Raw genomic sequence first — 19,174 nt, forward strand, 5'->3', positions numbered from 1 at the left:
CCATTCGGGAATTTCAGCGGGCAGCCGTGCGACTGCACATCCTGCACCACGCCGCCGACGACGAGGTCCACGGTGCGTGGCTGACCGAGGAACTGAGCGAACACGGTTACAAGGTCAGCCCCGGCACCCTGTACCCAACCCTGCACCGGCTCGAAGCCGACGGTCTGCTGGTCTCCGAGCAGCGGGTTGTCGAAGGCCGGACGCGCCGCGTCTACCGCGCGACCACGGCCGGCCTTGAGGCACTCGCCGAGGATCGCCGAGCCCTGCGGGAGCTGGCCTCCGAGGTCCTGGGCAGTGACACGTAACGCGATCCCGTGGGCTTGGCCTACAGTTGGGTAATGCCAACTAAAACTGACCCCGGCGACATCGGCGATGTGGAACCGCTGGCCGACAGTACCGCGAGCCAGGCCAGGCGTGTCGTCGCAGCGTATGCAAATGACGCCGACGAGTGCCGGATCTTCTTGTCGATGCTCGGTATTGGGCCGGCCAAACTCGAGAGCTAATGGCTCCGGAGGGAGGCCAGGAGGCAGACGCGTCAGATTCCCAGGATCCGGGGACTTTCGGCGACTCCGATTTTGTGGTGGTCGCCAATCGACTGCCGGTTGATCTCGAGCGGCTACCAGACGGCACCACAGCCTGGAAACGTAGCCCTGGGGGCTTGGTCACCGCCTTGGAGCCGCTACTTCGGCGCCGGCGTGGGGCCTGGGTCGGTTGGCCGGGCCTCATCGACGACCTCATCGACAACGACGCCAGCCGGGACGGCGACGACGTTGATCACGGCGCTGCCCCGATCATCCAAGATGACCTGCAACTTCATCCGGTGTGGCTCAGCGCCGACGACGTTGCGCAATACTACGAAGGGTTCTCCAACGCCACGCTGTGGCCGCTCTATCACGACGTCATCGTCAGACCGACCTATCACCGCGAATGGTGGGACCGCTACGTCGACGTCAACCGCCGATTCGCCGTTGCCGCGTCCCGGGCCGCTGCAGCCGACGGAACCGTGTGGGTGCAGGACTACCAGCTGCAGCTGGTCCCGAAAATGCTGCGTACCCTCAGGCCCGATCTGACCATCGGTTTCTTTCTGCACATCCCGTTCCCACCAGTCGAGTTGTTTATGCAACTGCCATGGCGAACCGAGATCATCCAAGGCCTGCTGGGTGCCGATCTGGTGGGCTTCCACCTTCCCGGCGGTGCCCAGAATTTCCTGATCCTCTCCCGACGCCTGGTCGGTGCCGATACTTCCCGCGGAAACGTCGGCGTGCGGTCGCGGTTCGGTGAGGTGGTGCTCGGGTCCCGCACCATCCGAGTCGGCGCCTTCCCCATCTCGATCGACTCCGGAGCCCTCGACCACGCCGCCCGCGACCGCCGCATCAAGCGCCGCGCCCGCGAGATTCGCGCCGAACTGGGCGATCCTCGCAAGATCCTGCTGGGCGTCGACCGGCTCGACTACACCAAAGGCATCGACGTCCGGCTCAAAGCCTTCTCTGAGCTGCTCGCCGAGGGGCGCATCAAACGCGACGACACGGTCCTCGTCCAGCTGGCGACACCGAGCCGCGAGCGGGTAGAGAGCTACCAGATCCTGCGCAACGACATCGAACGCCAGGTCGGTCATATCAACGGCGAGTATGCCGAGGTCGGCCATCCGGTGGTGCACTACCTGCATCGCCCGGTTCCGCGCGACGAACTGGTCGCTTTCTTCGTGGCCAGCGACGTCATGCTGGTCACTCCCCTGCGAGACGGGATGAACCTCGTGGCCAAGGAGTACGTCGCGTGTCGCAGCGATCTTGGCGGAGCCCTGGTCCTCAGCGAATTCACCGGAGCCGCGGCCGAGCTGCGACACGCCTACCTGGTCAACCCGCACGACCTCGAAGGTGTCAAAGACGGGATCGACGAGGCGCTCAACCAGACAGTGGAGGCCGGGCGGCGCCGGATGCGCTCGCTGCGACGCCAAGTGCTCACCCACGACGTGGACCGTTGGGCCCAATCGTTTCTCAACGCTCTCGCTGACGCGCATCCGCACGAGGCCGATTAGGGCTTGGTCGGGTTAGTCAATCCCAATGAGCGCCAAGTCACCCGAAAGAACCCATGGTGTTGGCGCCGCATCGCTGTGATACTCAATGCAGCGGGGAGGGAAGGCCCGAAGGGAGAGCCCTGTGAACATCCGTCGAGGTCTGGCAGCTGCCGCCGGAGTTTTCTCGGTCGTCGCACTAGGAATCGCACTGGAGTCGGGGAACCCGGCGCGCGCGATCGGCCCGCCACCGGACGGCATTTACACCTTCAACCAAGACGGCGTATCCGGGGTCAGCTGGGAAATCACCGCCCTGTGCGACCAGCCGTCCGGAACCCGCAACATGAACGACTATTCCGACCCGATCGTCTGGGCGTTCAACTGTGCACTGAACGTGGTCAGCACGACGCCCCAGCAGATCACCCGTGCCGATCAGCTGCAGAACTTCTCCGGCAGAGCCCGTATGAGCAGCATGCTGTGGAGCTTCGAGGTGACCAAGTCGGACGGCGTGGCGTGTCCAGGCGGCGGTAGCGCGCCAACGACCGACACCTACGCGTTCAGCGACGAAACGCTCACGGGCACGCACACCACTCTGCACGGTGCGGTCTGCGGCCTGCAACCGGGGATGAGCAAGCAACCTTTTTCACTGCAGCTCGTCGGACCCCCACCCAGCCCGATCCAGCGCTATCCGTTGTACTGCAACGGCATTGCGATGTGCTACTGAAATTTCGATTGCGTACGACGGTCAAGGTCACCGACGTTATCAATTCGCCCCCGCAATCAATTCGCCTGCACGCCCAGTACCCATAATTGGGAAACTTTCAGACATGCCGCGACGAATAACGTGACGGCCGCCGCGCTCGTATACGGTGAGCACCGTGTACGCCGCGCAAGAAACGGCGATGAGCAGGACGTCCTGCCGCGAACAGTCGCGCCGCGGGATTCCTTCGGCAGACTCGCGGGCCGTTCCTCGACCTAGTCCTTAACAACAGCGAGTTCTCTGTGGAGCACAGTTGTTGAGAAATAATTCGGACACCAGACTGTCACGTCGCAAATTTCTCGGCAAGGCCGCCGCGCTCAGTGCTGCGGCTGCCCAATTGAATTGGGCCGGACCGGTCATCGAGAAAGCCTACGCAGCGGGCCCGTGTTCGGGACATTTGACCGATATCGAGCACTTTGTATTCCTCATGCAGGAGAACCGATCTTTCGACCATTACTTCGGGACACTGTCCGGCACCGACGGGTTCGACACCGCATCGCCGCTATTCCAGCAACAGGGATGGAACCCCGAGACACAACAGCTTGACCCCGCTGGCACCACGATGCCCTACCGGCTCGACACCACCCGGGGCCCTGTGGTCAACGGCGAATGCGTCAATGACCCCGCCCATGACTGGATCGCAATGCACAACACCTGGAATGGCGGGGCGAACGACAACTGGCTTCCGGCGCAGTCGCAAAGTGGGATTCCCGGCGGAAACGTCCCGGCGACAATGGGTTTCTACACACGCAGCGACCTGCCCATTCACTATCTGCTGGCCGATACGTTCACCGTCTGCGATAGCTACCACTGTTCGCTGTTGGGAGGCACCTTGCCCAACCGACTGTATTGGCTGAGCGCGTCAATCGACCCGGACGGAACCCAGGGCGGGCCGCAGGTGGTGAACCCCACGATTCCGCCGATTCAACGGTTCAGCTGGACCACCATGCCAGACAATCTCAGCGCTGCCGGAATCAGCTGGAAGCTATACCAAACAAAGACTCTCGGGCCGATCGTGAACACGCTCGCGGTCTACGGCTCGATCATGAACAACTTCGCGCAGGCGGCGAATCCGCGATCAGACCTGGCTCGCTACGGCCTCTCCCCGATCTACCCCTGGGACTTCATCGCCGACGTCCAACGCAACCGGCTGCCGCAGGTTTCCTGGCTAGTCCCGGGTTTTCTTCAGTCCGAACATCCCGCGTTCCCGGCCTCAGCGGGCGCTATCGCGATTGTCAACGCACTGAGGATCTTGCTGTCCAATCCCGCCGTGTGGGAAAAGACGGCCCTCATCATCAGCTACGACGAAAATGGCGGCTTCTTCGATCACGTCATTCCGCCGACAGCGCCAGCAGGAACTCCAGGCGAATTCGTGACGGTACCCGACATCAATTCAGTCAGCGGGTCCGGTGGGATACGCGGGCCCATTGGCCTCGGATTTCGCGTCCCGTGCTTGGTCATTTCCCCGTACAGCCGCGGGCCGATGATGGTTCACGACACATTCGATCACACCTCACAGCTACGACTGCTAGAAACACGATTCGGCGTGCCAGTTCCCAACCTCACGGCGTGGCGCCGAAGCGTGACCGGCGATATGACGTCGGCCTTCAACTTCGCCTCCCCACCAAACCCGTCACGACCACACGTGGACTTCCCCGTGCTGCGCACCGCCACGAAATTGCCACAATGCGTCGGCAGCCTGGTGCTCGGATACGAATCTCTTGCGCGGCCCTATCGGGTGCCTTTCCCGCAGGTCATGCCGAGCCAGGAATCCACGCCCACGCGCGGGACACCCAGCGGTGTCTGCTAATTCGCCCTTCGCGACCCGGGATCAGATGTGCGCGCCCTGCGGCGCGTCTCCACCTATATGGGCGTGATGTACGCGATAAGCCATTTTCCGTCGATCCGCTCGAAGTCGACCCGCAACCGGCTCCCGTCGTAGAGCGGTTGGCGGGATTTGTCCGTCACCGTGCGGTTCATGTACACCATCACCGACGCCGAATCCCGTTTGGCGGCCATGACTCCCACGCCGACCACGTTCGCTTGGACGACGACCTCGCGCTTCTTTGCCTCCGGGATGATCTGCGTGTTGGCGCTCTTCTTGAACTCCTGACGATAGTCGGGCGTCAGCATGGGATACGCGTCGTTGAGGCTGCGCTCGACGGTCTGGTAGTCATAGGCGAAGACCCGCGGGATTTCGTCCTTGGCCAGCTTGGGCAGCAACGCCCGCGCCGATTCTTCGCCCCGAGTCTGCACTTGGTCCCAATAAAGCCAGCCGCCCGCCGCGGACAAGCCCACGATCAGGGCAACCATCAGCCCGCCGCCGATACGCACCAGCCACCGCATCAGTTGCCCCCGTCCGGATACTTCAGGTCGTAGCCGGTCATTCGGCCAGTCTCGTCCTCGTGGACGATGACCCGGAGCCGGTAGGGCATGGACGGCTTGTTGACCCCGTCGATGTCAGCGACGGTCACCCGCACCGACACCAATACCGATGCGTTGTCGCTGATGTCGTCCACGCCTTCCAAGGCAGCACCGTTGATGACGGCCTCCGATGTTGCATTGGTGGAACGAAACAGGCCTTTGAGGTTGTCGACGTTGTTGTTGGAACTCAGCATGCCGCGCAGCGGACCGCTGGTGCCGTCGAAGAATCGGTTGACGGCTTCGTCGATGTTGTCCGGCGTGTAGCTGAACATGTTGACCACCGTTTGAGTGGCCGTGTCGACAAAACGCTGGTTGCGGGCTTGTTCGGCATCGGCATGCCGGTGCTGGACGGCCAGCAATCGCACCCCGAACGCGAGCAGAACGATCGCCAACAGTCCCGCCGCCAAGGAGATCCATCCGACCAGAACCCGGTGCGCGGGGCGGCGCGGCGGCGGTTTAACCGGCTTTAGCGCGCCTCGCGGTGTGTCGGACTTCGTGGGCCGCGCCGATGCGGCCGACACGTCAACCTTGACCGTGGATTCGCGCGTGCCGGCATCGCTCGATTCGCTCTTTGCCGGACCCGCCGCGCGGGAGGCCTTCCGACGAACGCGCCGCGGCGAGGACTCGGGCTGCGCATCCGGTGCCGGATCTCCCCCAGCGCTACTGGCGCTACTGGCGTCCTCCCCATCGAGACCGGCATCTGTCGGCGTCACTTCGGAACCCACTACAAAGACCTTGGATCGCGCATTAGGTCCACCCAATTCTCAGCTCCGGAAGCACCCTCCAACCCGGGGCCGAAGACACCCGTCCCACCGGCCGGATCCGGAAAAGCCCCAGTGACCTGGTCATAGAAGGTGTAGGCCGGGCCGCTGGCTTGCGGTTGCGGCCCGGGCCACGGGCCAGGAGGCGGGCCCGGAGGCGGGCCGACCCCCAACGGCGGAGGCGGCGGTGGCAGCGTCTTCGGGTACGGAAGCAGCGGCGGCGCCGGCGGGTAATCCGGCGGCATCCACGACGTGAACGGCGGTGGCGGCCCGTTGTCGTTGGGCGGCGGAGCCGGCTGCGCCGGCTGATGCGGCGCCGGGCCGGGACCAGCTACCTGGCCTGGCGGCGGCGGTCCGACAACGGGAGTGCCCGGGTCCGGATCCGCCTCCGGCGGAATATACGGGAACTTGTTGGGCGGTAGCACATTGAGCCCATCGGTAATCGGGGTACCGTAGGGGACCGGCGGACCCCGCCACGGGTTGCTGCCAATCGGCACAAAGCCATTCGGGTCGCGACACAGCTGCACCGTGGGTGCCCGCTTACCCGGGAATTCTTGGCACGGGTAGTTGCGGGCCCCACGCACCGTGCTCGGATCGTTGTGCGCGGTCTTGCAGTACAGGTCCCGAGGGAGTTCGCGCAACGTTTCGTCGGCCGGCGTCCGGATCATCGGCGGCGGCAGGAAGCCGACGGCGCAGGGCGGCGGGTCGTTGAGGTCGACCTTGAAGTCCAGCTTGGCGCCCTCGTCTTGCGGTGCCCCGCCGGCGGCGGTGGTGATCGCGGCGAACAACGCGGGTAAGACCACCAGCAGCTGTTCGATCGTCTTGTGATAGATCACGCCCACCCGGCCCAGGTTGGCCAGGCTGGCCGCGAGTGCTGGAAAAGAGGGACGAATACCGGAGAACGCGGTGCTGGCCTCGTCGATCGCACCCGGGGCCGTCGCCAGCGTGTCGCGCAGCCGCGGGTCGGCCTGTCGAAGCTGGGTGGTAAACCGCGCCAGCCCGTCGGCGAGTGACTCGATATCGTCGCCCGCGCGAATCTGGGATTCTAGAAATGGGTCCAGCTGGTCGATGAGCTTCGAGATCTGCGGATAGTTGGCATTGGCCTCGTCCACCAGCAGCCGTGCCGATTCCAGCGCCCGGGCCAGTTCAGGACCGGAGCCGTTGGTCGCGATAAACGCCTCGTGCAGCACTTCGCGAATTCGGGTGTCGCCGATGCTGTTGACCAGCGTCTCGGCCTGACCAAGCAGATCGGCGACCTCCCGGCCGATACGGGTGTTCTTGCGTTCGATCCGGGATCCGTTGCGCAGCTTGGCCGCCGAGGGATCGTCCGGCGGCACCAGGTCGATGTACTGCTCGCCGATGGCCGACACGCTTTTCACCGTCGCGGTCACGTTCGACGGAATAACGGTGCCGCTGTTGAGCCGCATCTCTGCGGTGACGCCAGTGGGATTCAACCCGACCGACTCCACCCGCCCGACCGAGACACCGCGGTAGGTCACATTGGCGTTCTTGTACAACCCGCCGCCCGCGACGAAATCGGCGCTCACGCTATAGGTATTGAGCCCGAATGTAGCGGGCAGCCGCAGATAGAAGATCCCCATCACGGTCAGCGTGATGACGGTAATCACGGCGAATATCGAGAGCTGAATCTTGGTGAGTCTGTCAATCATCGTCCCGCCCCTACTGTCCTGACGCCGTTCCGGGCGGGATTTGGAATGGATCGGCCGCCTGTCCGGACAGGTTGGCCAGTTCGCCGACCAGGAAGTCGGGCGGGTTGAGGATCTCGTCCATGTGCGCCATGTTCGGATCGAAGTACGCCGTGGTGAAGAACGTCTCGCCGATGCGGCGCAGCGTCAGATCGAAGGTGGTGAATACGTTCAGGTAGTCGCCGCGCACAGCTTGCTTGATGCCGAAGTTGGGGAATGGGAAGGTCAACAGCAGCTGCAGTGACGTGATGAAATCGCTGCGGTTGTCGTTGAGGGCCTTGACGATCGGATACAAGTCTTTGAGGTCTTCGCCAAAGTCGATTTTCGTCTTGGCGAGCACATGGGAAGTGACCATCGCCAGTCGCTTGAGCGCGGCGAACGCGTCGACGATGTTGGCCCGGTTCTTGTTGAGCACGCCAATCGCTTCCGGCAATGTGTCCAACGTCCGACCCAAAGCGTCTTTTTCGCGTGCGAGAATCGCAGCTACTCGGTTCAGCCCATCGAATGCGTCAATGATGTCGTCGACCTGCCGGTTGAGGCCCGCTGTCAGCTCCGCAAGCCTGGGGACCAGGCCGACGAAATCCGCCTGCCGGCCAACCAATGCGGTGTATGCCTCGTCGGTGATCTCTTCCAGCGCACCCACATTGCCCTTGTTCACCACCACTCCGAGCGCAGAGAGCACCTCTTCGGTGGTGGGAGCGCGGCTCGTGTCGGCCTCGGCGATTCGTGATCCTTCGCCCAGTCTTCCCTTCGCTGGCTGGTCCGTCGGTGCGGCGAGGTCGATGTGCAGCGAACCCAACAACGACGTCTGCGCGACCCGCGCGATCGCATTGGCCGGCAGCACCACGCTCTTGTCCAGGTCCAGTTTCACCGCGGCATAGAAGGATCCGTCGGGACGCTGGACGGCATCGATGCCGCCCACGCTGCCGACCGTGACTTGGTCGACCATGACCGGCGAGTTCTGCGGCAGCGTCGCCACGTCCTGCATTTCGACGGTGACCTGGTAAGACCCCGGGCCGTGGCCGGCCGTGCCGGGCAGCGGCAGCGAATTCAGTCCGCCGAATTGACAACCGGCCAGTAGCGCGCTGACGGCCACCACCATGCTGCTGCGCAACCAGATTCGGCTCATTGGCCATCCCCCTGCTGCTCCGCCGCTAGTGGATCGCCCGGCGCCGGACCGGGCAGCGGGCCTGGGGCAGGGCCGGGCAGCGGCGGACCCGGGGCTGGACCGGGGCCGAGGCCAGCTGCGGGTGCGGGCGGGACCAACAAGCCCTGCAGGTCGGCGGGGTTCTGCGCGGGCGGCACCGGTGAGGCGGGTACCCACGTCAATTCCGGAACTGGCGTCCGCGCCTTGGCTTCGGTGGCCGGGGTGTCATAGATGATCTGGCCCTTGTAGGCCGTGATCGTATTGAGCGGGTGGAACATGATCGGCGGGTAGTTCGCGGTGAGCCTGCGCAACACCGGCCCCAACCGCTCACGACAGAACTCGGCACGCCGGTAATAGTCGGGTGCCGACGTTCCGGCGGCGGTGTCAAAGGAACCGCCGCAGATGAACTGCACCGGGTTGGCGAAGTTGGGTATCGATAGCAGACCGTTCAACGTGCCCTGCGCGGGGTCATAGATGTTGTAGAAGTTGGTGATTCCGGGGCCTGCTACGTGCAGTACCTGCTCAAGGTTCTCGCTTTCGTCGCTCAAAGTCCCGGTGAGGTCGCTGAGTTGGTCGACCGTGTCGATCAGTACCGAGTTGTTTTCGTGCAGGAACCCCCTGATGTCAGACAACGCCTGGTTGAGGGTGCCCAGGGTGCCGTCCAGATTCTGAGAGCTGTCGGCGAGGACCTGCGACACCGACGCCACGTGTCCCACGAACTGCACGATCTGTTCGTTGCTCTGCGACAGCGCATCAACCACCACCTGCAGATTCCTGATGGTTCCAAAGATATCGCTGCGCGAATCCCCAAGGCGCCCAACAGCTTGCGAAAGCTCGCGCAACGCGGTGTGGAATGAATCGCCGTTTCCGTCGAGGGTGTCGGCAGCCTGGTTGATCACGGCACCCAGCGGTCCTTGTAGCTCTCCCGCTGCCGGACTGAGGTCAACGGCCAGCCGGGTCAGCCCTTCTTTGACGTCGTCCCACTCGACGGGTACCGCCGTTCGCGACAGGTCTATGGTCGCGCCGTCTTGCAGCCTCGCCCCGCCCGTGTAGACCGGGGTGAGCTGGATGAACCGCGCCGCTACCAGGTTCGGTGAGATGATCACCGCCTGTACGTCGCGAGGCACGTTGAAGTCTCTGGAGACCGACATCGTGACCTTGACGTCGGACGGCCGCGGTTCGATAGCGTCGATCGAGCCGACCGGCACCCCGAGGACGCGGACCTCGTCACCGGGATAGATCCCGACCGCGGAGGTGAAGTAGGCGACGATCGTTCGGTTGTTGGTCGTGGACATCAGCGTGTACACGCCACCCACCAGCGCCACCACCAACGCGATCACGGTGGTGTAGCGCAGCGCCCGGCTGCCGGCAATCCTCTTTAACATGACGACCTCTGCATCACGGCGACTCGCTCATGGTGACTTCGGCCTAATGATCCAGCGCTCCTGGATGAACCCACGCAGATAGTCGGCGAGGCTGTCCGGCAGCTTGCCAGGCTGGTAGACGAGATCGAATACCGAGGCGACCAGCGGTCCGGGCAGCACGCTGTAAACGTTGACATTGAAGCCCGGTCCGGTGCCGACCACCTCGCCCAACGTGGTCGCGTAGGTGGGAAGCCGTTCGAGGGCTTCGGTGATGTAGTCGTGGCGCTCGTTGAGGTTGTCCAGCACGAGGTTGAGCTGGCTCAGCGCCGGACCGAACTCCCGGCGGTTGTCGGCGACAAAGCCCGAAATCTGTGCGGCAAGATCGTCGATTCCGGAGATCAGCTGGCTCAGTGCGGCGCGCCGCGTGTCGAGGGCGGCGAACAACTGGTTGCCATCGACGATCAGCTTGTCGAGCTGTTCGCCGCGCTCGGCCAACACCGATGTCACCGAGCGCGAGTGCGCCAGCAGGTCCCGCAGCGCTTCGTCGCGACGGCTGAGGGTGCGCGAAAACGACGTAATTCCGTCGAGAGCGCCGCGCAGCTGCGGGGTGGCGTCGTGCAAACTCTGCGTGAGCACGTCCAGCGCCTGCTCGAGCTGGGGCCTGTCGATGTCGCCGGCGCTGCCGCCCAGGTCCTGCAGCGCGCCGTTGAGAGTGTAGGGCGTTGTGGTCCTGCTCAGCGGAATCGTCGTGGCCTCGCCGGAACCGGCCGGACTCACCGCGACGGACCGCTCGCCGAGGATGGTGTCGGTGCGGATCGCCGCCAGCGACTGATCGCCGACGACGATATTGCGGTCAACGCTGAAGGTGATCTTGACGCTATCTCCCGCCAAGCTGACCGCTTCGACCTTGCCGACCTTCACTCCGGAGACATAAACCGAGTTGGCGGGGGTGATGCCGGCAGCGTCGGTGAAGTATGCCTCGTAAACCTTGCCCTGAGGCCAGAACGGCAAACTGGCGTAGCCGAATGCGATGAGGACCACGCAGATCACCAGCACAGAGCCAAAGATGCCGGTGCGCAGCGGGTCGCGATCGTGCTTGCTAGTCGGCAAAAGCGCACCTCCCCTTACTGGGATCCGGCTGGCCACCGATGGGCAGCAGGATGTCGCTACCGGCAGGCCCGTTGATCTTGATCGTCACGGTGCAGAAGTAGATGTTGAAGAATGCTCCGTAGCTACCCAGCGCGGCTAGCCGCAGATAGTCCTCGCCGAGTTGTTCGACGTCGTTGTTGATCTCTTCCTTGCGCTCATCCAGCTCAGTGGCCAGCGGCCGCGCGTTTTCCAGGATGCCCTGCAGCGGCCGGCGGGACTTCCGCAGCAGCGTGGTCAGATCCGATGTCGTCGAGGCCAGTGGCGGGATGGCGCCCGCGATCACGTCTTTGTGGTTGGCAAGGCCGGTGATCAATTGCTGCAGTTGGTCAAGACTGGCATTGAATTGCGCACTCTTGGCGTCGATGGTTCCGAGTAGCGTGTTCAGGTTGGTGATCGTGTCCCCGATGAGCTGGTCGCGCGCTCCCAGCGACGAAGTGATCGAGTTGGTGTCCGAGAGGATCTTCGCCAGCGCGCCACCCTGACCCTGCAGTAGCTCGACTACTGCGCTCGTGACCGTGTTGATCTTGTCCGCGTCAAGACCTTTGAGCACCGGACGTAGTCCGCCCAGTAGCGCATCGAGATCCAATGCCGGCTGGGTGTGGGCGACATCGATCGTGGCTCCCTGCGGGAGCTTACGTAGCTCGCCCGGCCCGGAGGTGATCTCCAGGTAGCGGTCCCCGACCAGGTTCTCGTACCGGATCACCGCACGGGTGGACGAGTAAATTGTGTAGCCCTTGTCGATACTGAAGGCCACGTCGATGCTGTTGTCCGGGTTGAGTTCCACTGCCTTCACCGAACCGACCGGCACGCCAGCGATGCGTACTTTCTGTCCCGCCTTCAACCGCGACGCGTCTGTGAAGGTGGCGTGATAGACGGTGGTCGGACCGAACCGGAAGTCACCGAAAACGACCACCAATGCCGTTGCCACGATGAGCATGATCACCGCGAAGATGCTGACCTTGATCACCATCGACCGGTGCGAGGGAATTCCCGAGCCCGCCATCAGTAGTCGTCCCGTTCTGCGAACGCGCCGTGGAACAAGAACTGCAACGTCGAGGGCGCATCGACCTGGAGTTCGGTGAACGGCTCGTAAGGGATGTTGGCGTTGTCGGTGACCAGGAATGGCGCCCGGTAGAACGATCCGCCGGTCTGCTTGGTGGGAATGTCGGGCAACCCTCGGCAGTTCGGACCGCCAGAGGCGTTCACGATAGGCAAGCTCTCCGGATACGTGTATGACGGCGCACCCAGGATGAAGTTCGACGACGTGAACAGGCCCGCCTTACGAACGCCGATCAGCGGGCCGAACTCCTTGACGCCGCGCCCAATGCCCCTGAACAAGCAACCAAGCTCGGGCGAATAGTCGCCGGCTACTTTGAGTGGGGCGCGGAGCCGATTGATGGCAGCAATGAAGTCCTGTTCGGCCGGCGCCAGGGTCTCGTAGGCGACGTTGGAGAGGCCGATCGTGGCCAACAGAGTGGCGTTGAGATTGTCCTGCTCGTCGATGAGCGTCTGGTTGATCGTCGGCACGTTCGCGAACAGGGTATTGAGGTCGGGAGCGGCGGCGGCGTAGGACTTGGTCGCCAACGCCGCTTTGCGGAGATCCTCCTGTAGCTGCGGCAGCTTTGGGTTCGCTTGTCGCGTCAGCGTATTCAATCCTGACAGCAGCGCCCCCACGTCATCACCGTGGCCGCGCAGGCCCTCCGACAGCGCGCTCAGCGTTCCGTTCAATTCGACCGGGTCGATCTTGTGAAGCAGGTCGATGAGTGACTGGAACAGGGTGTTGACCTCGAGTTGTACCTCTGACGCCGACAGGCGCGCATCCGGCTGCAGCGACTTGGGCGACGGAGTCGCGGGCGGCAGGAACTCGACCGACTTGGCACCGAAAATGGTGTTTCCAGCGATATGCACCGTCGCATTGGAGGGGATATAGCCCAGCTCGCCGGTGTTGATGGCCAACTTCAGCCGTGCCTGGTCGCCGCTGTAGCTGATGTTCTCGACCGTGCCAACCTGGAGGCCGCGATACTTGACCTTGGCGCCCTTCTCCATCACGAGCCCAGCACGCGGCGAGGAGACGATGACGGTGTCGGTCGGGGTGAACGCTTCCGTGTAGGACAGGTAGGTCAGCACAGCGGACCCCACCATCAAACCGGCCAGTAGCGCCGCTGCCAGCCGCACACTCGTGCGTCGTGATCCGCCGCCTGCCATGGTCTTTGAGGGGTCTCCTTACCCAGAGAGATTGAAGTTACCGGACGCGCCGTAGACGGCGAGCGAGATGAACAACGTAATGACCACGACAACGATCAGCGAGGTCCGTACGGCCTGACCGACTGCGACACCCACGCCGACGGACCCGCCACTGGCGTTGTAGCCGTAATAGGTGTGCACCAGCATCACCGCGATCGCCATCGCGATGGCCTGCATGAACGACCACAGCAGGTCGGACGGGATGAGGAAGGTGTTGAAGTAGTGGTCGTAGAGCCCCTTGGACTGCCCGTTGATGTACACAGTGGTGAACCGGGCAGCGAAAAACGCGGCCAGCACCGACAGCGAGTACAGCGGGATGATCGCCACGAGGCCAGCGATCAGCCGGGTGGACACCAGGTATGAGACGGAGTGGACCGCCATGCATTCGACCGCGTCGATCTCTTCGGAGACCCGCATGGCGCCGAGTTGCGCGGTGGCGCCGGCGCCGATGGTGGCCGCCAGCGCGATACCGGCAATGACCGGCGCGACCACGCGGACGTTCAAGAAGGCCGAGAGGAATCCGGTCAGGGCCTCGATCCCGATGTCGCCCAGCGAAGAGAAACCCTGCACGGCGATAACCCCGCCGGACGCGAGCGTCAGGAAGGCCGCGACCCCGACGGTGCCGCCGATCATGACGAGCGCTCCTGCGCCCAGCGTCATCTCGGCAACGAGGCGGATCGTCTCTTTCCGATACTTGGTGATGGCGTTGGGGATATAGCGGACGGTTTCGCCGTAGAACAGCGCCTGCTCGCCGAAGTTGTCGACCGGCGCCTGCAGCCGGCGAAAATACCGGCGAGCTCGGATAGTGATGTCGTAGCTCATCGCGTACTCACCATCGCTTATTCACCATCGTTTGTTACCCGGCCGACAGTCTTACGCCGATGGCGGTCATGACCACGTTAATGACGAAGAGGCAGATGAATGCGTACACGACGGTTTCGTTGACGGCATTGCCGACCCCCTTGGGACCGCCCTTGACCGTCAGGCCGCGGTAACAACCGACGAGTCCGGCCATGAGTCCGAACAGCAATGCTTTGACTTCGGCAAGGATCAGCTCGCGCAGCCCGGTGAGTACGGTGAGCCCGTTGATGAAAGCGCCCGGGTTGACGCCTTGGAGAAAGACGGAGAAGACGTAGCCGCCGGACAGGCCGATGGCGCAGACCAAACCGTTGAGCAACAGCGCGACCAAGGTCGACGCCAGGACCCTGGGCACCACCAACCGTTGGATGGGGTCGATGCCCAACACCCGCATCGCGTCGATTTCCTCGCGAATGGTTCGAGCACCAAGGTCGGCGCAGATTGCGGTGGCACCGGCACCGGCGACGACGAGCACCGTCACAACGGGGCCCAGCTGGGTGATGGTGCCGAAGGCCGTGCCGGCACCGGACAGGTCGGCGGCCCCGATTTCGCGCAGCAGGATGTTGAGGGTGAACGCCACCAGGACCGTGAAAGGGATTGACACCAACAGCGTCGGGACGAGGGATACCCGGGCCACCATCCAGGTCTGATCGAGAAATTCGCGAAACTGAAACGGCCGGCGAAAAGCGGCGCGCGCGGTGTCCATCGACATTTCGAAAAACCCGCCGACGGCCCGGGCCGGAACCGCAAGTTGTTGGATCAACTGGGTTCCCCCCGTCTGCTGCTCGCGGCGAAGACTGTGGGCCACCTGTACGTGACCCGGCCTGCCACGTTGCACAGTGTGAGCCGGCTCATATTAACCCAGAACAAGTTCACCATGTCAATGCGCCCACTTATTGATCAGCCGTGCCAATTTTGCAGGTTAGGCGCCTTGTTAGAGGGTTCGACCGACACCGGTTCTGCCAGTGAACCCGCCGCGGGGACAGGTTCGCGCGCCCTCACTGAGCCATGAGCCCGGTCGCGGAAAAATTCTGTTCCGGATCCCGGCCAGCAAAGTAGTCCTGCAATGTCGTGCCGAGCTGAGCTGGATCCCATACCGGGCCGTCCGCGCTGAAGCGACGCTCCACGCTGGGTGCGGATACCAACGTGACCTGGGGTCCGTAGACGATGAAGACCTGGCCGTTGACCGCTGCGGCCGCCGGGGACGCCAGAAACTGCACCAGGCTCACCACGTGCTCTGGCGACAACGGGTCGATCTCATCCGCTGCCATGTCGGACGCGTCCGGCGCGGGTCCAAAAACATCGGCCGTCATTGCGGTGCGCGCCCGGGGGCAGATCGCGTTGGCGGATACCCCGTACCGCCCCAGCGCCCGCGCGGCCGTCAGGGTGAGCGCGGTGATGCCCGCCTTAGCGGCACCGTAGTTCGCCTGACCCACCGGACCCACCAGGCCGGCCTCCGAGGACGTGTTGATGAGGCGGCCGAATACCGTGCCCTGTTCGGCTTCTTTGGCTTTCTTGCGCCAGTACGTGGCCGCGTTGCGAGTGAGCAGGAAGTGGCCGCGCAAGTGCACGGCGATGACGCTGTCCCAGTCCTCGTCGGTCATATTGAACAGCATCCGGTCTCGGGTGATACCGGCGTTGTTCACCACAATGTCGAGCCCGCCCAACCCGTCGGCGCAAGCCACCAGTTCGTCGGCCGTGGCGCGCTGGCTGACGTCGCCGGTTACCGCAACCGCCTTCGACCCCGTCGCCGTACCAACGGCGGCGATCTCGTCGATGACGTCGGAGGAGTCCATGGCGGTGGCGATGTCGTTGACGACGACGGTGGCGCCCAGGCGGGCCAGTCCGATCGCCTCGGCCCTACCGAGTCCTGCGGCCGCGCCCGTCACCACCGCGACCTTTCCGGATAGATCGACCGCGTTTGCGCTGCTAGTCAACTTATGAATACCTCTAGTTTCAGGAGTGTCGGACAGCGGCGAAAATTGGCTGGAAGTGGCGCGACTGGCGGGGCTTCCCGGAGGCTAATCCTCGCGTAACAGGGCCGCGCGCGGGCATTCCGCGATCGCCTGCTCGGCAAGATCCTCCTGGTCCGGCTCAATAGGATCCATCTTCACGACCGCGTAGTCCTGGTCGTCCAGGTCGAAGATATCCGGCGCGATTCCCAAGCACACGGCGTTACCTTCGCATCGGTCATGGTCCACGATCACCCGCACGGCACTCTCCTTACCTGGCCTTGGACCAAACACACGGCCCGTCGCACTCAGACTCCACCATAGGGCTCCGGACGGGCTGAGCAAACGGTCGCTGGATTCCCAGACTAGAACGTGTTACAACCGGGGATACGGACGGGTAGTCGTTGGCGGTTCTTGTTGGCGGCTCGTCGCAGCTAGTAGCGGCTCGCGCTACAGACACGGTCAGTTGATCGGAGGCGGCTTAGATGCGCATTAGTTACAGCCCCGAACAGGAGGAGCTGCGTCGCGAGCTTCGCTCCTACTTCACCACCCTGATCACCCCGGAGCGACGTGAGGCACTGAGTGCGGTCCAGGGCGAATACGGCACCGGCAATGTCTACCGCGAGACGGTGGCACAGATGGGCAAAGACGGGTGGCTCGCCCTGGGCTGGCCCAAGGAGTACGGCGGGCAGGACCGCTCGGCGATGGATCAGCTGATCTTCACCGACGAAGCGGCCATCGCGGGTGCGCCGGTGCCCTTCCTGACCATCAACAGCGTCGCGCCCACCATCATGGCCTACGGGACCGACGAGCAGAAGAAGTCCTTCCTGCCCAAGATCGCCGCCGGCGAGCTGCACTTTTCCATCGGCTATTCCGAACCCGGCGCCGGCACCGACCTAGCCAACCTCCGTACCACCGCGGTTCGCGACGGCGACGACTACGTGATCAACGGCCAGAAAATGTGGACCAGTCTGATCCCCTACGCGGACTACGTGTGGCTGGCGGTTCGCACCAATACCGAGGCCAAGAAGCACCGTGGCATTTCCGTCCTTATCGTGCCCACCAGCGCAGAGGGCTTCTCCTGGACCGCCGTCCACACCATGGCCGGTCCCGACACCAGCGCCACCTACTACTCCGACGTGCGCGTGCCGGTGACCAATCGGGTCGGTGAGGAAAACGCCGGCTGGCGCCTGGTGACCAATCAGCTCAATCACGAGCGTGTCGCTCTGGTGTCGTCGGCTCCAATCTTCACGTGTCTCAAGGAAGTTCGTGAGTGGGCGCAGAACACGAAGGATCCTGCCGGGGGCCGGGTCATCGACGCGGAGTGGGTGCAACTCAATCTGGCACGTGTGCACGCGAAGGCCGAGGTCCTCAAGCTGATCAATTGGGAGCTGGCATCGTCCCACAGCGACTCCCCGTCACCCGCCGATGCGTCGGCGGCAAAAGTGTTCGGGACCGAGCTGGCCACCGAGGCCTACCGACTGTTGATGGAGGTGCTGGGTACCGCGGCCACACTGCGCCCGGATTCGCCCGGCGCCTTGCTGCGCGGGCGCGCCGAACGGATGCACCGTGCCTGTCTGATTTTGACCTTCGGCGGCGGCACCAACGAAGTCCAACGCGACATCATCGGGATGACCGCGCTGGGCCTGCCCCGCGCCAACCGATGATGCAGTGAGGACGAAACTTCTATGGATTTCTCCACGACTGAAGCGGCCCAGGATCTCGGCGGTCTCGTCGACACCATCGTCGACGCGGTGTGCACACCCGAGCATCAACGCGAGCTGGACCAGCTCGATCAACGTTTCGACCGCGAGCTGTGGCGCAAGCTCATTGATGCCGACATCTTGACGAGCGCGGCGCCGGAATCGCTGGGCGGCGACGGATTCGGGCTGCTTGAGCAAACAGCCGTGCTGGTAGCACTGGGCCATCAACTGGCCGCAGTGCCGTACCTGGAGTCGGTGGTGCTCGCCGCCGGCGCACTCGCGCGGTTCGGCTCGGAGGAACTACAGCGGGAGTGGGCCGCACCGGCAGTGCGCGGCGAGAAGATCCTCGCGGTCGCCCTCGACGGCGAGATGGGCGAGGGGCCGGTAGAGGCGACCAGCGCCGATCGGGGGCATCGGCTCACCGGAACGCGCACCTCGGTCGCCTTCGGTCCGGTGGCCGACGGCTTCCTCGTTCCCGCCGAAACCGATTCCGGCACAGCTATTTTCCTGATCGCGGCGAATGACCCAGGGGTCACTATGACCGCGCTGAACACCACCGGGTTGGGTAGCGTCGGCCACTTGGCTCTGGAAGGCACCGAGGTGGACGCCGCGCGACGGGTTGGCGGCGACGAGGCCGCGGCGTGGTTGACCACCCTGACCACGCTGGGCCGCAGTGCATTCCAGCTCGGCGCGCTGGAGCGGGGATTGCAGTTGACGGCCGAATACGCCCGAACCCGCGAGCAATTCGATCGACCGATCGGCAGCTTCCAGGCGGTAGCCCAGCGGCTGGCCGACGGCTACATCGATGTCAAGGGGTTACGCCTGACCCTTACCCAGGCGGCCTGGCGCGTGGCTGAGGACTTGCCAGCTGACGTCGACATCGCCACCGCGGCGTTCTGGGCCGCCGAGGCCGGGCACCGGGTGGCGCATACCATCGTGCACGTGCACGGCGGCGTCGGGGTCGACACCGATCACCCGGTGCACCGGTATTTCCTTGCCTCCAAGGAGACCGAGTTCACGTTGGGCGGCGCCACCGGGCAACTGCGCCGCATCGGCCGCGAACTGGCCCGCGAACCGGCCTAGGCCCCGCCCAGT

At 64.0% G+C, this 19,174-nt stretch carries 19 protein-coding genes; 7 read left to right on the forward strand and 12 right to left on the reverse strand.

All coding sequences use genetic code 11. The features are described 5' to 3' along the window. The first annotated feature begins 2 nt into the window (after positions 1 to 2). The 5 genes from F6B93_RS20110 to F6B93_RS20130 all read left to right on the forward strand — a co-directional run bounded on the left by F6B93_RS20110 (position 3) and on the right by F6B93_RS20130 (position 4,581). A complete protein-coding gene (locus F6B93_RS20110; protein WP_211699634.1) occupies positions 3 to 305 on the forward strand; it encodes an Rv3488 family transcriptional regulator in 303 nt (100 codons plus the stop codon). Between the two features lie 33 nt (positions 306 to 338). Then, positions 339 to 503 carry a hypothetical protein gene (locus F6B93_RS20115; RefSeq protein WP_211696643.1) on the forward strand — a complete coding sequence of 55 codons (165 nt, stop codon included), beginning with the start codon at positions 339 to 341 and terminating at the stop codon, positions 501 to 503. Then, a complete protein-coding gene (locus F6B93_RS20120; protein WP_211696644.1) occupies positions 503 to 2,035 on the forward strand; it encodes an alpha,alpha-trehalose-phosphate synthase (UDP-forming) in 1,533 nt (510 codons plus the stop codon). Before F6B93_RS20115 ends, F6B93_RS20120 begins: the two co-directional genes overlap by 1 nt. A gap of 121 nt (positions 2,036 to 2,156) precedes the next feature. Further along, on the forward strand, positions 2,157 to 2,735 hold the full coding sequence (locus F6B93_RS20125) for a hypothetical protein (RefSeq protein ID WP_211696645.1): 579 nt from the start codon (positions 2,157 to 2,159) through the stop codon (positions 2,733 to 2,735). A 292-nt stretch (positions 2,736 to 3,027) separates the two neighbouring features. After that, positions 3,028 to 4,581, forward strand: coding sequence for a phospholipase C (locus F6B93_RS20130; RefSeq protein ID WP_425518476.1), 1,554 nt, complete (start codon positions 3,028 to 3,030; stop codon positions 4,579 to 4,581). A 53-nt stretch (positions 4,582 to 4,634) separates the two neighbouring features. On the opposite strand, the gene F6B93_RS20135 is transcribed toward F6B93_RS20130, so the two are convergent. From F6B93_RS20135 to F6B93_RS20190, 12 genes are all read right to left on the reverse strand, one after another. Further along, positions 4,635 to 5,117, reverse strand: a complete 483-nt coding sequence (locus F6B93_RS20135) for a mammalian cell entry protein (RefSeq protein ID WP_211696647.1) — start codon at positions 5,115 to 5,117, stop codon at positions 4,635 to 4,637. Further along, positions 5,117 to 5,908 carry a mammalian cell entry protein gene (locus F6B93_RS20140; protein WP_425518571.1) on the reverse strand — a complete coding sequence of 264 codons (792 nt, stop codon included), beginning with the start codon at positions 5,906 to 5,908 and terminating at the stop codon, positions 5,117 to 5,119. The genes F6B93_RS20135 and F6B93_RS20140 overlap by 1 nt, the downstream gene beginning before the upstream one ends. A gap of 11 nt (positions 5,909 to 5,919) precedes the next feature. After that, a complete protein-coding gene (locus tag F6B93_RS20145) occupies positions 5,920 to 7,626 on the reverse strand; it encodes a virulence factor Mce family protein (protein WP_211696648.1) in 1,707 nt (568 codons plus the stop codon). A 10-nt stretch (positions 7,627 to 7,636) separates the two neighbouring features. Then, the gene (locus F6B93_RS20150; protein WP_211696649.1) at positions 7,637 to 8,791 is read right to left on the reverse strand and encodes an MCE family protein; all 1,155 of its coding nucleotides are present in this window, start codon (positions 8,789 to 8,791) and stop codon (positions 7,637 to 7,639) included. Next, complete coding sequence (locus F6B93_RS20155) at positions 8,788 to 10,194, reverse strand: virulence factor Mce family protein (protein WP_211696650.1); 1,407 nt, start codon at positions 10,192 to 10,194, stop codon at positions 8,788 to 8,790. Before F6B93_RS20155 ends, F6B93_RS20150 begins: the two co-directional genes overlap by 4 nt. A 27-nt stretch (positions 10,195 to 10,221) precedes the next feature. Beyond that, entirely contained in the window at positions 10,222 to 11,283 is a 1,062-nt protein-coding gene (locus F6B93_RS20160; RefSeq protein WP_211696651.1) for a virulence factor Mce family protein, read from the reverse strand. Next, positions 11,273 to 12,325 (reverse strand): virulence factor Mce family protein, encoded by a 1,053-nt coding sequence (locus F6B93_RS20165; protein WP_211696652.1) that lies wholly within the window; start codon positions 12,323 to 12,325, stop codon positions 11,273 to 11,275. Before F6B93_RS20165 ends, F6B93_RS20160 begins: the two co-directional genes overlap by 11 nt. Beyond that, positions 12,325 to 13,527 (reverse strand): MCE family protein, encoded by a 1,203-nt coding sequence (locus F6B93_RS20170; protein WP_211696653.1) that lies wholly within the window; start codon positions 13,525 to 13,527, stop codon positions 12,325 to 12,327. The genes F6B93_RS20165 and F6B93_RS20170 overlap by 1 nt, the downstream gene beginning before the upstream one ends. An 18-nt stretch (positions 13,528 to 13,545) precedes the next feature. Further along, entirely contained in the window at positions 13,546 to 14,388 is an 843-nt protein-coding gene (locus F6B93_RS20175; protein ID WP_211696654.1) for an MlaE family ABC transporter permease, read from the reverse strand. A gap of 34 nt (positions 14,389 to 14,422) precedes the next feature. Next, positions 14,423 to 15,187: an MlaE family ABC transporter permease gene (locus F6B93_RS20180; protein ID WP_211699635.1), complete on the reverse strand. Its 765-nt coding sequence runs from the start codon at positions 15,185 to 15,187 to the stop codon at positions 14,423 to 14,425. Between the two features lie 235 nt (positions 15,188 to 15,422). After that, positions 15,423 to 16,361, reverse strand: a complete 939-nt coding sequence (locus tag F6B93_RS20185) for a 3-oxoacyl-ACP reductase (protein ID WP_211696655.1) — start codon at positions 16,359 to 16,361, stop codon at positions 15,423 to 15,425. Between the two features lie 84 nt (positions 16,362 to 16,445). Continuing rightward, a complete protein-coding gene (locus F6B93_RS20190; RefSeq protein WP_211696656.1) occupies positions 16,446 to 16,637 on the reverse strand; it encodes a ferredoxin in 192 nt (63 codons plus the stop codon). 224 nt (positions 16,638 to 16,861) lie between these two features. Here F6B93_RS20190 and F6B93_RS20195 point away from each other — a divergent pair, with 224 nt between their 5' ends. Beyond that, positions 16,862 to 18,043, forward strand: a complete 1,182-nt coding sequence (locus F6B93_RS20195) for an acyl-CoA dehydrogenase (protein WP_211696657.1) — start codon at positions 16,862 to 16,864, stop codon at positions 18,041 to 18,043. Positions 18,044 to 18,064: 21 nt separating this feature from the next. Next, the gene (locus F6B93_RS20200; protein WP_211696658.1) at positions 18,065 to 19,162 is read left to right on the forward strand and encodes an acyl-CoA dehydrogenase family protein; all 1,098 of its coding nucleotides are present in this window, start codon (positions 18,065 to 18,067) and stop codon (positions 19,160 to 19,162) included. Positions 19,163 to 19,174: the final 12 nt, after the last annotated feature.

The sequence above is a fragment of the Mycobacterium spongiae genome, from assembly GCF_018278905.1.
In the GTDB taxonomy this organism is placed as follows: domain Bacteria; phylum Actinomycetota; class Actinomycetes; order Mycobacteriales; family Mycobacteriaceae; genus Mycobacterium; species Mycobacterium spongiae.

Bases quoted from the DNA above. Each gene is read 5' to 3' on its own strand.
- F6B93_RS20115 (WP_211696643.1), top strand. From the start codon at position 339: ATGCCAACTAAAACTGACCCCGGCGACATCGGCGATGTGGAACCGCTG.
- F6B93_RS20120 (WP_211696644.1), top strand. From the start codon at position 503: ATGGCTCCGGAGGGAGGCCAGGAGGCAGACGCGTCAGATTCCCAGGAT.
- F6B93_RS20135 (WP_211696647.1), bottom strand. From the start codon at position 5,117: ATGCGGTGGCTGGTGCGTATCGGCGGCGGGCTGATGGTTGCCCTGATC.
- F6B93_RS20145 (WP_211696648.1), bottom strand. From the start codon at position 7,626: ATGATTGACAGACTCACCAAGATTCAGCTCTCGATATTCGCCGTGATT.
- F6B93_RS20150 (WP_211696649.1), bottom strand. From the start codon at position 8,791: ATGAGCCGAATCTGGTTGCGCAGCAGCATGGTGGTGGCCGTCAGCGCG.
- F6B93_RS20155 (WP_211696650.1), bottom strand. From the start codon at position 10,194: ATGTTAAAGAGGATTGCCGGCAGCCGGGCGCTGCGCTACACCACCGTG.
- F6B93_RS20165 (WP_211696652.1), bottom strand. From the start codon at position 12,325: ATGGCGGGCTCGGGAATTCCCTCGCACCGGTCGATGGTGATCAAGGTC.
- F6B93_RS20170 (WP_211696653.1), bottom strand. From the start codon at position 13,527: ATGGCAGGCGGCGGATCACGACGCACGAGTGTGCGGCTGGCAGCGGCG.
- F6B93_RS20175 (WP_211696654.1), bottom strand. From the start codon at position 14,388: ATGAGCTACGACATCACTATCCGAGCTCGCCGGTATTTTCGCCGGCTG.
- F6B93_RS20195 (WP_211696657.1), top strand. From the start codon at position 16,862: ATGCGCATTAGTTACAGCCCCGAACAGGAGGAGCTGCGTCGCGAGCTT.
- F6B93_RS20200 (WP_211696658.1), top strand. From the start codon at position 18,065: ATGGATTTCTCCACGACTGAAGCGGCCCAGGATCTCGGCGGTCTCGTC.